The organism is Actinomycetospora sp., from assembly GCF_036497245.1.
Lineage (GTDB): Bacteria > Actinomycetota > Actinomycetes > Mycobacteriales > Pseudonocardiaceae > Actinomycetospora.
Window position 1 is genome coordinate 1 of sequence record NZ_DASXJS010000184.1, and the last position, 12327, is coordinate 12327.

The 12327-nt window shown below is 72.9% G+C and carries 11 protein-coding genes; 3 read left to right on the plus strand and 8 right to left on the minus strand.

Going from position 1 to position 12327, the window contains the following annotated elements; genetic code table 11:
* Window positions 1–662 precede the first annotated feature (662 nt).
* Window positions 663–1841: a helix-turn-helix transcriptional regulator gene (locus VGI02_RS19455; protein WP_331629883.1), complete on the plus strand. Its 1179-nt coding sequence runs from the start codon at window positions 663–665 to the stop codon at window positions 1839–1841.
* Window positions 1838–2845 carry a helix-turn-helix transcriptional regulator gene (locus VGI02_RS19460; protein WP_331629885.1) on the plus strand — a complete coding sequence of 336 codons (1008 nt, stop codon included), beginning with the start codon at window positions 1838–1840 and terminating at the stop codon, window positions 2843–2845. Before VGI02_RS19455 ends, VGI02_RS19460 begins: the two co-directional genes overlap by 4 nt.
* Before the next feature lie 13 nt (window positions 2846–2858).
* On the opposite strand, the gene VGI02_RS19465 is transcribed toward VGI02_RS19460, so the two are convergent.
* From VGI02_RS19465 to VGI02_RS19475, 3 genes are read right to left on the minus strand one after another with little or no spacing between them, the layout of a single operon-like run.
* Entirely contained in the window at window positions 2859–3752 is an 894-nt protein-coding gene (locus tag VGI02_RS19465; protein WP_331629887.1) for a MaoC/PaaZ C-terminal domain-containing protein, read from the minus strand.
* Entirely contained in the window at window positions 3749–4684 is a 936-nt protein-coding gene (locus tag VGI02_RS19470) for an LLM class flavin-dependent oxidoreductase (RefSeq protein ID WP_331629889.1), read from the minus strand. Before VGI02_RS19470 ends, VGI02_RS19465 begins: the two co-directional genes overlap by 4 nt.
* A complete protein-coding gene (locus VGI02_RS19475) occupies window positions 4681–5829 on the minus strand; it encodes an acyl-CoA dehydrogenase family protein (RefSeq protein WP_331629891.1) in 1149 nt (382 codons plus the stop codon). Before VGI02_RS19475 ends, VGI02_RS19470 begins: the two co-directional genes overlap by 4 nt.
* A 159-nt stretch (window positions 5830–5988) precedes the next feature.
* On the opposite strand from VGI02_RS19475, the gene VGI02_RS19480 reads away from it, so the two are divergent.
* Entirely contained in the window at window positions 5989–6741 is a 753-nt protein-coding gene (locus tag VGI02_RS19480) for a PaaX domain-containing protein, C- domain protein (protein WP_331629893.1), read from the plus strand.
* A 75-nt stretch (window positions 6742–6816) separates the two neighbouring features.
* Here the strand turns inward: VGI02_RS19480 and VGI02_RS19485 are convergent, their stop codons facing one another.
* From VGI02_RS19485 to VGI02_RS19505, 5 genes are all read right to left on the minus strand, one after another.
* Window positions 6817–7722, minus strand: coding sequence for an SDR family NAD(P)-dependent oxidoreductase (locus VGI02_RS19485; protein ID WP_331629895.1), 906 nt, complete (start codon window positions 7720–7722; stop codon window positions 6817–6819).
* Window positions 7723–7748: 26 nt separating this feature from the next.
* Complete coding sequence (locus tag VGI02_RS19490; RefSeq protein ID WP_331629897.1) at window positions 7749–8504, minus strand: SDR family NAD(P)-dependent oxidoreductase; 756 nt, start codon at window positions 8502–8504, stop codon at window positions 7749–7751.
* Window positions 8505–8589: 85 nt separating this feature from the next.
* Window positions 8590–9408, minus strand: a complete 819-nt coding sequence (locus VGI02_RS19495) for an enoyl-CoA hydratase-related protein (protein WP_331629899.1) — start codon at window positions 9406–9408, stop codon at window positions 8590–8592.
* Between the two features lie 47 nt (window positions 9409–9455).
* A complete protein-coding gene (locus tag VGI02_RS19500; RefSeq protein ID WP_331629901.1) occupies window positions 9456–10619 on the minus strand; it encodes an acetyl-CoA C-acyltransferase in 1164 nt (387 codons plus the stop codon).
* A gap of 22 nt (window positions 10620–10641) precedes the next feature.
* Window positions 10642–12276, minus strand: a complete 1635-nt coding sequence (locus tag VGI02_RS19505; RefSeq protein WP_331629903.1) for a class I adenylate-forming enzyme family protein — start codon at window positions 12274–12276, stop codon at window positions 10642–10644.
* Window positions 12277–12327: the final 51 nt, after the last annotated feature.

The following is a 12327-nucleotide window of genomic DNA, read 5'->3' on the forward strand; positions in this document are numbered from 1 at the left end:
GGGGAGCGGCGAGTCGAGGGCGGTCATGGTCACGTGCACATCGCCGCCCACAGCGATGGCTCGAAACGTAGGGAGCCGCGGATCCGACTGTCAACCGAACGCTGGCGTTTGCGATCACAGAGTGATCACGAAGAGTCGCGAACCGTTCTTGCCAGACCTACGTGGGCCATTGACACCGGCCGAGGCCGCGTCGGACGTGACGCAGGGTGCAAGTCGCCGGGTTGCCGGCAGATGAACGAGATACCCAGCAGAACGGCGGGAACCTGACCCCGACGGGGGGCTGCGGAGGTGGCCGCACCAACCCCCTCGTCGGCGGCCATCAGGGTGAACCTGGCCACGTCAAGCGGGTGGTCGTCCTGGTCCGTCCGAAACGGTGACCTGCAGGGCGTCCCCCAGGTTGACCGTCACCACACATGCCGATCGTCGTTGGAAGCAGTGATCGCGCCCACAGCGATCGCCCGTGACGTCCCGCTCGCCCACGAGCCCGCCGTCACGTCTTCTCCTGCCGGGCCAGGTCGCGTGCGACCCGGCTCCCAGGTCCGCGCACCAGCTCCCCAGGAGCGCCGAGGTCGCCACGCGCACCCTGTGACGCGTGAGATCGCAATGGTAAATTGCGGGCTTGGCCCGTTCCGAGTTCGACTATCGGAAAGGACTCGATCGCGATGGTGAGATCGACGCTCCGGTCCACGGGTGAGCGCGGTCCGGCGTCGGCGGCGCCGGCGTCGGATGTCGCCTCCCTCACCGACATCCAGCTCCCGCAATGGAGCCATCCCGAGTTCGAGGATGCGGCCGAACGCGCCCGTGGCCGACTCGAGGACCTCATCGCCGACGCCCGGGCCTCCACCGCCACCGTCTCGCGGGCGTGTGCGACCCTGCTGCGCCTCGACGAGCTGCAGCGGGCCCGGGTGGAGGCAGAGCGCCTGACGCGGGTCGCCGAGCTCGGTGCCTTCTCCGAGCTCGCCCGCCGCCTCGACCGGCTGTGCCCGCCGGATCTGATCGAGCACGGCGCCCTCGAGCTGTGCAGCTCGATGGGGTTCCACCGGAGCCTGTTCTCCACGGTGACCGCATCGACCTGGCGGCCGCGGTCCTTGTTCATCGACCCCGCGCTGGACCAGGGCACCGGCCCGCTGCGGTCGTTCCTCGCCGACGCGGCCTGGGGACTCGACGCAGCACCCCTGGAGTCGGAGGTCGTGCGGCGCCGGCGCCCTCGGCTCGTCCGCGAGGCACAGGACAGCGACCAGACCTTCAAGCCCCTCATGCAGGTGACCGAGTCCCGCAGCTACGTGGTCGCCCCGGTCTGGGTCCGCCGGCGGGTGGTGGGGCTCCTGCACGCCGACCGCTGGGGCGAGCCGGTCTCCCCGGAGGACGTCGGCCGCGTCGAGGCGTACGCCGAGTGCTTCGGCGCCGCGGCGGAGACGTCTCTGCTCCGCACCCGGCTCCGCGGACTCGCGATGGACCACGGCGAGGCGCTGATCTCGGCCGGCGCCCGGGTCGCCGCCTTCGACGGGGAGATCGACAGCGTCGCGGACGCCTTCGCGGCCGCCTCGCCGTCCTCGTCCGCGGCCTCTCCGCACCACGGCGGCGACCTCCCCTCCCCACGCGACGGCGGTGAGACGGCCGGCCCGTTCGCCACGCTGTCCCCGCGGGAGTCGGAGGTCCTGGTCGAGATGTCCTCGGGCCTCACCAACGCCGAGATCTCGGTCCGGCTGGGGGTCTCCGAGGGAACCGTGAAGTCGTACGTCAAGGGTGTCCTGCGCAAGCTCGACGTCCCCTCCCGGGCCGCGGCCGCGGCCCAGCTCAAGCGGCACCGCTCCGTGCCCGGGGGGCGTCGCGTCGGATGACCGGCCACCACCCCGTCAGCGCCCCTGAGCTGCCCCTCGACGTCTTCGACGACGGCATGACCGCCGAGCGACGCCGCGAAGCCGCCCAGGAACTAGTGGCCTCGCTGCGACGCCGGCGCGAGGGCGGGCCCGGTCACCGTGCGGGCGCGCCGACCCTCGTCGATCTGGCCAAGGCATCACGGCGCCTCCGCCAGGTCGGCCGTACGTCCACGATGCTCGCGGTCGGCGCCGAGGAGGCTGCGACCGTGTCCGGCCTCGAGCGGACCGTGATCTCGGGCGTCACCGACCGGCCACGCCGCCTGACGGTGAACGCCGCGCACGGCGTCGACGACCTCGCGACCGGCCACCGGCGCGATGATCAGGGCTACGACCCCGGCCGCGCCGAGCTCGAGGCCATGGACAGCGCGGCTCCGGTCATGGTCGAGACGCCGCCGACCCCGGCCGAGCCTACGGTCGGGTCGTTCCTGGGACATCCGCACGTCGTGGCGCCGATCGTGCACGCCGGGAAGGTGATCGGTCTCCTCCACGCCGCCCACGACGACGGGCGCAGCGTCGACGAGGCCGCGGTCGCCGGGCTCTCCGCCTTCGCCTCGATGCTGAGCGCACTCTGGTACTGCGCCGCCATCGAGAGCTCGTGGCGGGACCACCTGCTCGCCCTGCAGCAATCGGTCACCGAGAACCTCGACCGGCTCACCGTCGGGCCGGACGAGGATCTCGGCATGCTCGACGCCGGCGAGGGTGGGTCCGAGCCGGACGGCCGGCCCGACGAGCGGCGGCCCGACGAGCGGCGGGCCGACGAGCTGCGGGGACGGTCGTTGACCCCCCGCGAGCGGGTCGTGCTCAAGCACCTGCTCGAGGGCGCCGGAAACCGGGAGATCGCCGAGGAGCTGGTCCTCACCGTCGACACGATCAAGAGCCACGTCAAACGGATCCTGCGCAAGCTGGGCGCCACCAACCGGGCCGAGCTCATCCACCGCGTCGAGCGGCATTCACCGTCGACCTGACCGACCGGGCCGGTCAGAGGTACTCGGCGACGCCGTCGTCGAGCACCGTGCGCGGCTCGGCGCCGTCGGTCACGGCCTCGGTCCGGAAGAGCGCACTCCCCGTCCCCGTCCGCCACACCCGGGTCGCCAGCAGGTCGCCGGGCAGGACGGGCGCGGCGAACCGGCAGGAGATCGTCCGGAGCCGGTCCGGATCGCCGTCGGCCAGCTCACGGACCAGAGCCCGGGTCGCGAAGCCGTAGGTGGCGAGCCCGTGCAGGATCGGGCGCTCGAACCCCACCTTCGCCGCGAAGGTCGGGTCGCTGTGCAGCGGGTTCCGGTCACCCGTCAGCCGGTAGAGCAGCGCCTGGTCCGCGCGGGTGCGGTCCTCGCGGCGCAGATCCGCGTCGCGGTCCGGGATCTCGACCCGCGTCCCCGTCGGGGAGTTCGTGCCTCCGAAGCCGCCCGCGCCGCGGAGCGCGAGGCCCATCTCCGTCTCGACGACGGGCTCGCCGGACTCCGGATCGGTGCCCCGGCCGGTGATGGTGACGAACGCGTTCTTGCCCGGGCCCTTGTCGGACAGCCCGGTGATCTCGAACTCGACGCTGAGCGACCCGGCGGGCGGCAGGGGGCGGAAGAGCCGCACCGCCTCGGAGGCGTGCAGCACCTTGCCCATGTCGACGTCCCCGAGCTTGCGCAGCAGGGACACCCGGGTCGCGGGGATGACGGCGAAGCTGGGCAGCACCTGCTGGGCCACCCCTCGCGAGTTCTCGGTGGTCAGCGCCAGGTCGTCGGTCCCGGCGCCGACCGCCAGCGCGTAGAACATCGTGTCGCGGTCGGTCCAGGACACCTCGCGCGGCGTGGACCGCGATCCCACGGCTCCGGGGTCGATCCCGGTCCCGGTGCTCTCGGAACGTGCCTCGGTGCTCATGCGGCTCCCGCCTCGATCAGGTGGCGCCGCACCTCGGCGGCGTGGTCGATGCCGGCCCGGGGGTCGCGGGCGACCCCGAGGACCGTGATGTGCCGGGCCCCCGCCTCGACGTAGGGCATCAGGAAGTCGGCGACCTGCTCCGGGGTGCCTGCGGGCGCGAGGTGTTCGAGCTTGTCGTAGGGCAGCCCGTACAGCCCGGTCATCCGGTCGGCCACCATCTCGCGGGCCCGGGCGGGGTCGTCGTCGAGACCGCACCACAGCTGCATGCCCAGCCAGCCCACCTCGCGCCCGTGGGAGGCAGCCCGCTCGGCCAGCGACCGGGCCGTGACACCGAAGCGGCGCGGGGAGCAGAAGATGCCCAGCCAGCCGTCCCCGTAGCGGGCGGCCCGCTCGATCGCGGCCTCCGACGTCCCGCCGACGACGATCGGCGCCGGCGGCTGCGGGGCGGGCACGACCGCCGCCTGCTCGAGCCGGAAGAACTCGCCCTCGTGATCGACCGGTTCGCCCGGGCCCAGTGCCGCGAGCACCTCGAGGCACTCGTCGAGCCGCCGTCCCCGGGTCCGCGGGTCGACACCGCAGTTGCTCACCTCGCGGCGGTCCTCGCCGCCCACCCCGACGCCGAGGACGAGGCGCCCGGGGCCCATCTCGGCGAGCGAGGACAGCTGGCGCGCCACGGTGAGCGGGTGGCGCAGGGCCGCCTGGTAGATGGCGATCCACACGTCGAGCCGGTCCGTCGCGGCCAGCGCCGCGGCGGCGGACACCATGCCGTCGAATCCGCCGCCGCCCTGGAACGACACGTGGTCGCCGACGCCGACATGGTCGAGCCCCGCGTCCGCGACGTGATCGAGCAGGTCCCGGCGCTCGGCGGGACCGGAGCGCAGCACCCAGTCGTGGACGTCGACACCGACCCTGACGGCGCCCGGGCCGGTCATGCCGACCCGACCCGCCGGAGCAGGTCGGACGCGATGATCCGCTTCTGGATCTCCGAGGTGCCGTCCGCGACGAGGTAGGCCATGACGTCGCGGAACCGCTGCTGCAGCGGGAACTCCGCCGAGTAGCCCAGGTTGCCGTGGATGCGCATCGCACCCTCGATCGCGTCCTTGGCCACCAGCGGGGGCCACCACTTGCTCATCGAGGCCAGCGCGGTGTGCGGCAGGCCCTCCTGGCGGGCCCACAGCGCCTTGTAGCAGAGCGCCTGGGCCGCCTCCATGTACGTCTCGTGCTCGGCCAGCGGGAAGGTCACGCCCTGGTAGTCCGAGATCGGACGACCGAAGGTCTGGCGCTGCTGGGCGTAGCGGGCGGCCTCGTCGAGGCTGGCCCGGGCCGCGCCGAGGCAGAGCAGCCCGAGCGCGGCCCGGCTGAAGTCGAAGTGGTTCATCACCGCGTGGAAACCGAGGCCCGCCTCGCCGATGAGATGGTTCTCGGGCACGAACACGTCGTCGAAGTGCAACGACCCCCAGCCCAACGGCAGACAGCCCATGCCCAGCGTCGGGCTGGCCGTCACGCCCTCCTGGGCCAGCGGGACCAGGAAGCAGCTGACCCCGCGGGAGCGCTCGCTGCCCGGCTCGCGGGCGTAGACCAGCGCCGCCTGGGCGTTCATCGCCCACGTGATCGCGGTCTTCTCGCCGCGCAGCCGCCATCCGCCCGGCTCCGGGGTCGCCACGGTGCGCAGGCCACTCGCGTCCGACCCCGAGCCGGGCTCGGTGAGCGCGATCGCGACCGTGATGTCGCCGTTGATCAGCGGCGGAAGGTACTCCTCCTGCACCTCGCGGGTGCCGTGCAGCAACTGCGAACCGATGAGTCCGATGTTCACCGGGGCGGCGGCGACGTTCACATCCCCGTAGGCCAGCGTCTCGGCGGCCAGACCGAGCATCACCGGATCGTCGGGGGTGCCCCCGAACTCCTCGGGCATCCCGATGCCCAGCAGCCCGGTCTTGGCCAGCTCACGGTGGGCGTCCCACGAGAACTCCGTGGACGACGACCGGCGGACGTACTCCGGCAGCAGCGACTTGCGGGCGAAGTCCGCGAGCGAGCGCCGGAAATCTTCCTGGTCCTCGGTGAAAGCGAACGAGACCACGGCAGCCACAACCCCTTCCAGGCCGGTCCTGCGGCGTCGCCGACCGACCACGTCGAGCCCAACCAGTGTTACTAGTCAGAATCGCTTGATGCCGTACTGTATCAAGGCCAGGTCATCACGCAAGCTTCGTCCCGCGACCGACAGCGAGGGGGACCCGCCGTGCCCGAGGGCGTTCTTCCGCCGGTCACCCCGCTCACGGCGCGGTCGGTGGTGCTCAACGCCCTGCTCGGTATGCGGCCGCCCGCGCTGCCGGTCAGCTCGCTGGTGCGCATCGGGGACCTGTTCGGCGTCGCGGAGCGCACCACCCGGGTCGCGCTGACGCGGATGGTGGCCGACGGGGACCTCACGGCCGAGGCCGGCGTGTACCGATTGACCCGACGCCTGGCGCGGCGCCGGGCCCGTCTCGACGAGGTCCGCTGGCCCGTCATCACGGACTGGGACGGGACCTGGGCGATGGCCGTGGTCACGACCACCGCGCGTCCGCAGGCCGAACGCGTGGCCCTGCGCAAGGTCATGCTCGAGGCCCGGATGGGTGAGCTGCGCGAGGGGGTGTGGATGCGCCCCCGCAACGTGGGGCGATCCCCCGCCGATGACGCCAGCACCGCGGATCAGTGCCGGTTCTTCACCACGGGCACCGACACCCCGGTCGACCTGGCGGGCACGCTCTGGAACCTGCCCGCGTGGCACGAGGAGGCGCACCGCCTGCGGGCGCAGCTCGACGACCCGGAGCTCAGCCTGGCCGAGCGGTTCGTGCTCGCCTCCGAGGTCCTGCGGCACCTCGTGGTCGATCCGCTCCTGCCACCCGCGCTGCAGCCCGCCGGCTGGCCCGCGGACGATCTCCGGGCCCGCTACGTCGCGTTCGAGGCGACGGTGGCGGCAGAGGTCCGCCGTCACGGCGAGGCGAGGGCCTGACCGGGTCGGGCACACGTCCGGGCGGGGCCGCCGGAGCGGCCCCGCCCGGAACGTGGGTCGTGAGCGGTCACCGGGTCACGGCGTGCTCGTGCCCACCGGGGCCGCCTCCTTGATGGCCTCGATGAACATGCCCATCTCGTCCCCGAGGTGCCGGGGGGTGATGGCGTCCTCGGTCGCGAAGACCTCGTCGAGCCGGTCCCGGACCGTCTCGGCGGACAGCGTCGGATCGGTGATGCCCCGGGTGACCGTGAGCAGCACCGCGGACACGTGCCCGCCGCCGCAGGACAGCACCTGCCCGGTGCGGGTCAGGTCGCGGCTCGCGAGGTAGGCCACCACCGGCGCGATGAGGGCCGGATCAAGCAGGTCTGCCTTGTCGCCCAGCAGTTCGGCGTTCATCCGGGTGGCCGCCATCGGCGAGATCGCGTTGACCAGGATGCCCGCCTTGCGTCCCTCGACGGCGAGATTGCGGGTCAGACCCAGCAGCCCCGCCTTGGCGGCGCCGTAGTTCGCCTGCCCGACGTTGCCGAACAGGCCGGTCGCCGAGGTCGTGTTCACCACCCGTCCGTACTTCTGCTCGCGCAGGTGCGGCCAGGCCGCGGCGGTGACGTTCTTCGTCCCGGTGAGGTGCACGGCCAGCACGTCGTCCCACGCGGCCGTGTCCAGCTTGTGGAACATCGCGTCACGCAGGATGCCGGCGTTGTTGACCACCACGTCCACCCGGCCGAAGGTGTCGCGGGCCGCGGTCACCAGCTCCTCGGCCGCTGCCGGGTCGGCGACGCTGCCGTGGTGGGCGAGCGCCTCGCCACCCGCGGCACGGATCTCGCCGACCACGTCCTCGGCCGGGTTCGGGTCGCCGAGATCGTTGATCACCACGCGGGCGCCGCGGCGCGCGAGCTCGAGTGCGTGTGCGCGCCCGATGCCACGGCCGGCCCCGGTGACGAGCGCGACGTCGCCGTCCAACCGGATCTGCTCGGAACTCATCAGTCTCCCTTGGGGTCGACGATCGTCTAGACCATCGAGAAGCCGCCGCTGACCGACAGGACCTGGCCCGTGACCCACGACGAGAGCGGCGAAGCGAGGAACAGCACGGCGTTGGCGATGTCCTGGGGCTCACCCAGGCGCCGCAGCGGGTAGGCCTTGGCCAGCTTGTCGGCACCGATCGCGTCGACGAAGCCCGCGCTGCCCGGGGTCACCGTGGTGCCCGGGGCGACACCGTTGCTGCGGACGCCCTCGCGCCCGTGCTCCTGGGCCACGCTCTTGATCATCCCGAGCAGGCCCGCCTTCGCGGCGGCGTACACCGCGAGACCGCGCTCGCCGACCTTCGCGCCGTCGGACACGACCGTCACGATCTGTCCCCGGGTCGCGGCCAGGTCGGGCAGCGCGGCGCGGGTGACCGTCATGGTCCCGTTCAGGGTTACGTCGACGACCTTCGCCTGCTCGGCGTCCGAGGTCTCGGCGAAGGACTTGATCACCCACATCGCCGCGCAGTTGACCAGGGTGGACACCTGGCCGAGCTGGGCGTGGACGGTCTCGAAGCCGGCGGCCACCGCGGCGGGATCCGCGATGTCCATCGTCACAGCGGCCGCGCGGCCGCCCTTCGCGGTGATGGCCTCCGCGACCCGGGCGGCGGACTCGGCGTTGAGGTCGGCGACCGCGACGGCGGACCCGGCCTCGGCCAGGGTCAGCGCGATGGACTCGCCGATCCCGCTGCCACCTCCGGTCACCAGGGCGATGTCACCGGAGAGATCGATCTGCACGCTCATCTTCCTTGCCTCCACCTCTCGCTCGCGGGCGACGGGCCCGACCGGCGACGAAGAATCGCCGCGGGCCCGTCGCCGCGGGGGGTCGTCAGTGCTGCTGGACGTACTTGTCGAAGTCGGGCTTGCGCTTCTCGGCGAACGCCGCAGCGCCCTCCTTGGCCTCGTCGGTCTGGACGAAGACGTTGAGCCCGTCCTCGGCCATCAGCGACAGCCCGCCCTGGTGGTCGGTGTCGGCGTTGAACGAGTGCTTGAGGAAGCGCAGCGCGGTCGGGCTGTACTGCGCGATCTTGTTGCCGTACTCCTTGGCCGCGTCGAGCAGCTCGTCGGCGGGGACCACCTTGTTGACCAGGCCCCAGCGCTCGGCGTCGGCGGCGGAGTACTGGTCGAGCAGGAACCAGATCTCGCGGGCGCGCTTCTCCCCGACCACGCGGGCGAGGTAGGCCGAGCCGAAGCCGGCGTCGAACGAGCCGACACGCGGGCCGGCCTGGGCGAACGTCGCGTGCTCGGCGGCGATCGAGAGGTCGCAGATCACGTGCAGCACGTGGCCGCCCCCGATCGCGATGCCGTTGACGGCGGCGATGACGGGCTTCGGGATGTCCCGGATGAGCCGCTGCAGGTAGGTCGCCTCGAACAGGCCGTTCTCGCTCGGGCCGTAGTTGCCGGTCTCGGCGCGCTGCTTGACGTCACCACCGACGCAGAACGCCTTCTGCCCGGCGCCGGTGAAGATCACGGCGTGCACCGCCGGGTCGGCCCAGGCCCGCTTGAAGGCGTGGATGAGCTCCTCGATGGTCTTCGACCGGAACGCGTTCATCCGCTTCTCGCGGTCGATCATGATCACGGCGTTCGGGCCGTCGACCTCGTAGCGCACGTCCTCGTAGGTCGCGGCCTGGTCGGAGTCAGCAGACATCAGGGGATTTCCTCCTCCTCGAGGGGCGGTCGTACCGGGGGGTCCGGTCAGGGGGCCTCGAGCACGGTGCCCGTGCCCAGCCCACCGCCGCAGCACATCGTCACCAGTGCTCGGGACCCGCCGGAGCGGGCCAGTTCGTGGACGGCCTTGGTCAGCAGCACGCAGCCGGTCGCCCCGAGCGGGTGGCCGAGCGCGATGGCCCCACCGTTCGGGTTGATCCGCTCCGGGTCCGCGCCGACCTCGTCCGCCCAGGACAGCACGATCGACGCGAAGGCCTCGTTGATCTCGACGAGGTCGATGTCGTCCATCGTGAGCTTGTTGCGCTCGAGGAGCGCGGGGGTCACCTCGTGCGGGCCGGTCAGCATGGTGACCGGGTCGACCCCGACCGTCATCGTGTCGACCACCCGGGCCCGCGGGGTCAGGCCGAGGGCGCGGGCCTTGCGCTCGCTGAGGACCAGGACCGCGCTCGCGCCGTCGGAGACCTGGGACGCGGTGCCCGCGGAGTGGATGCCCTCGGGCACCACGGCGTCGAGCGAGGCGAGCTTCTCGACGCTGGTCTCACGCAGGCCTTCGTCGCGGTCGACGACCGTGGCGGGGGCGTCGTCGGTGCCGGGCACGGTGACCGGCAGGATCTGCCCGTCGAACCGGCCCTCGGACCAGGCACGGGCCGCCCGCTCCTGCGAGGACGCGCCGAGGGCGTCGGCCCGGTCCCGGGTGATCCCCCACCGCGACGCGATCCGCTCGGCGGCCTGGTACTGGTTGAGGAACTCGTAGCGACGCAGGTAGTCCTTGGTCACCGGGCGCCCGAGGTCGAAGTCCTTGCGGAAGTTCGAGCCGATCGGGATGCGGCTCATCGACTCCACGCCGCAGGCCACCACGACGTCCGCGAGACCGGACGACACGAGCGCGGTGGCGAAGGTGAAGGCCTGCTGGGAGGACCCGCACTGGGCGTCCACGGTCGAGGCGCCCACCGACTGCGGCAGGCCGGCCGCGAGCCACGCGGTACGGGTCAGGTTGAAGGCCTGCTCGCCGACCTGGGCGACGCAGCCCCCGACCACCTGGTCGACCTCGGCCGGGTCGATGCCCGCGGCTTCGATGACACCCTGCTGGGCCGCACCGAGCAGAGTCACCGGGTGAACGGCGGCGAGGCCCTTGCCCTTCTTCCCCAGCGGGGTGCGGACGGCCTCGACGATGACGGCTGACTGATCCACGGCTCGATAGTAGGGCATTAGACTATTCCTGACCATCGCTGGGCCAGGTCGCCCGCAGCGCCGCCTTGTCGATCTTGCCGACGTCGGTCGCGGGCAGGTCCGCCTCGCCGAGCCACCAGTCCGCGGGCACCGCGTACCGGGGCAGCCGCTCGGCGGCGAAGGCCTTGAGCTCGTCGGCGGTCGCGGAGCTCCCCGGGCGCAGCTGGACCGCCGCCGCGACCCGCTCGCCGAGGTCCGGGTCGGGCCGGCCCACGACGGCGGCCGTCGCGACGGCCGGGTGTCCCACCAGGGCGGCCTCGACCTGGGCGGCGGCGATGTTCTCGCCGCCGCGGATGATCAGATCCTTGGAGCGTCCGGTGACGAAGAGGAGACCGTCCTCGAGCCGCCCGAGGTCGCCGGTGCGCACCCAGCCGTCGTCGTCGACGAGGTTCTCGTCGGGGCGGCGCCAGTAGCCGAGCATCTGCCCCGGCGTGCGGACCAGGATCTCTCCGACGCCGTCCGGTCCCGGGTCGGCGATGCGCATCTCGGTGAGCGGGCCGGGGCGCCCGGAGGTCTCCGGGTACTCGGCCATCAGGTCCCCCGAGGCCGAGGCCACGGTGCCGCCGGTCTCGGTCATGCCGTAGATCGTGGACATCCCCCGCCCGGCCCGGGGGAACGCCGCCCGCATGCGCCCGAGCAGGTCGGGGTCGACCCGCGAGCCGCCCATGGTGATCGAGCGGACCGAGCTGAGGTCGCGCTCGGGCAGCGAGGGGTGGGCCAGCACCCGGGAGGCCATCGTGGGCACGCCGCCCCAGACCGTCACCCGCTCGCCCTCGATGAGGTCGAGCACCTCGGCCGGGTCGAACCGGCCGGCGAGGAAGACGATCCGGTTGCCGCCGACGAGCGCCAGCAGCAGTGACTGCACGCCGCCGACGTGGAACAGCGGCCCGCTCTGCAGCACGACGGCGCCGGGTCGCGAGGGGTCGATCTGGTGGGGCAGCCGCCCGGCCACCGCGAGCAGGCTGTGCACGTTGGCCACGATCGCCCGGTGCGGCAGGACGACCGCCTTGGGCCGCCCGGTCGTGCCCGCGGTGAAGATGGCGACGGCCGGGTCGTCCTCGCCCGCCTCCGGGTCGGGCTCCGGTCGCGTCCGCTCGTCCCGGGCCGGGTCCTCCGACCAGGCGCGGACGGTCCCGACGTCCAGCGCGACGGCGCTCCCGCCCCCGGGCAGCAGCCCGCGGGAGGACCCGTCGCAGACGACGACGGCCGGCTCGAGCAGGTCGACGGCGTGCGCCACGTCGACCTCACCCCACCAGGCGTTGCCCAGGCAGACCAGCGCACCGGCCCGGATGCCGGCCCAGAAGGCGATGACCCACTCCGGCGAGTTGGCCGCGAGCAGCAGGAGCCGATCGCCCCGGGCCAGCCCGGCCTCCGCGAGCCCGGTGGCCACCCGTGCCGACGCCCGGTCGACGTCGGCGAACGTCAGCCGGCGCCCGTCCTGAACGAGGTGCACCCGGTCGGCCCACCGGCGGGCATCGAGCAACAGATCCGCGGCGTGCCTGCGCCGGGGCTCGTAGCCGAGGAACGGCACGCCTGCGTCGCGCCGGACGATCTCGGTCCCCCACGCGACGTCCCCGTCCGCGCCGATCGTCGCCCCGGTCACGTCGGCCTCACCCATACTCGGGCGCCCGCTTCTCGACGAAGGCCCGGATTCCCTCGCGGGCCTCGT

What these genes read in the sequence shown, in the direction of transcription:
- VGI02_RS19485 (WP_331629895.1), bottom strand. Translation starts at nt 7,722, where the DNA reads ATGAGTTCCGAGCAGATCCGGTTGGACGGCGACGTCGCGCTCGTCACC.
- VGI02_RS19505 (WP_331629903.1), bottom strand. Translation starts at nt 12,276, where the DNA reads ATGGGTGAGGCCGACGTGACCGGGGCGACGATCGGCGCGGACGGGGAC.
- VGI02_RS19470 (WP_331629889.1), bottom strand. Translation starts at nt 4,684, where the DNA reads ATGACCGGCCCGGGCGCCGTCAGGGTCGGTGTCGACGTCCACGACTGG.
- VGI02_RS19460 (WP_331629885.1), top strand. Translation starts at nt 1,838, where the DNA reads ATGACCGGCCACCACCCCGTCAGCGCCCCTGAGCTGCCCCTCGACGTC.
- VGI02_RS19455 (WP_331629883.1), top strand. Translation starts at nt 663, where the DNA reads ATGGTGAGATCGACGCTCCGGTCCACGGGTGAGCGCGGTCCGGCGTCG.
- VGI02_RS19495 (WP_331629899.1), bottom strand. Translation starts at nt 9,408, where the DNA reads ATGTCTGCTGACTCCGACCAGGCCGCGACCTACGAGGACGTGCGCTAC.
- VGI02_RS19465 (WP_331629887.1), bottom strand. Translation starts at nt 3,752, where the DNA reads ATGAGCACCGAGGCACGTTCCGAGAGCACCGGGACCGGGATCGACCCC.
- VGI02_RS19490 (WP_331629897.1), bottom strand. Translation starts at nt 8,504, where the DNA reads ATGAGCGTGCAGATCGATCTCTCCGGTGACATCGCCCTGGTGACCGGA.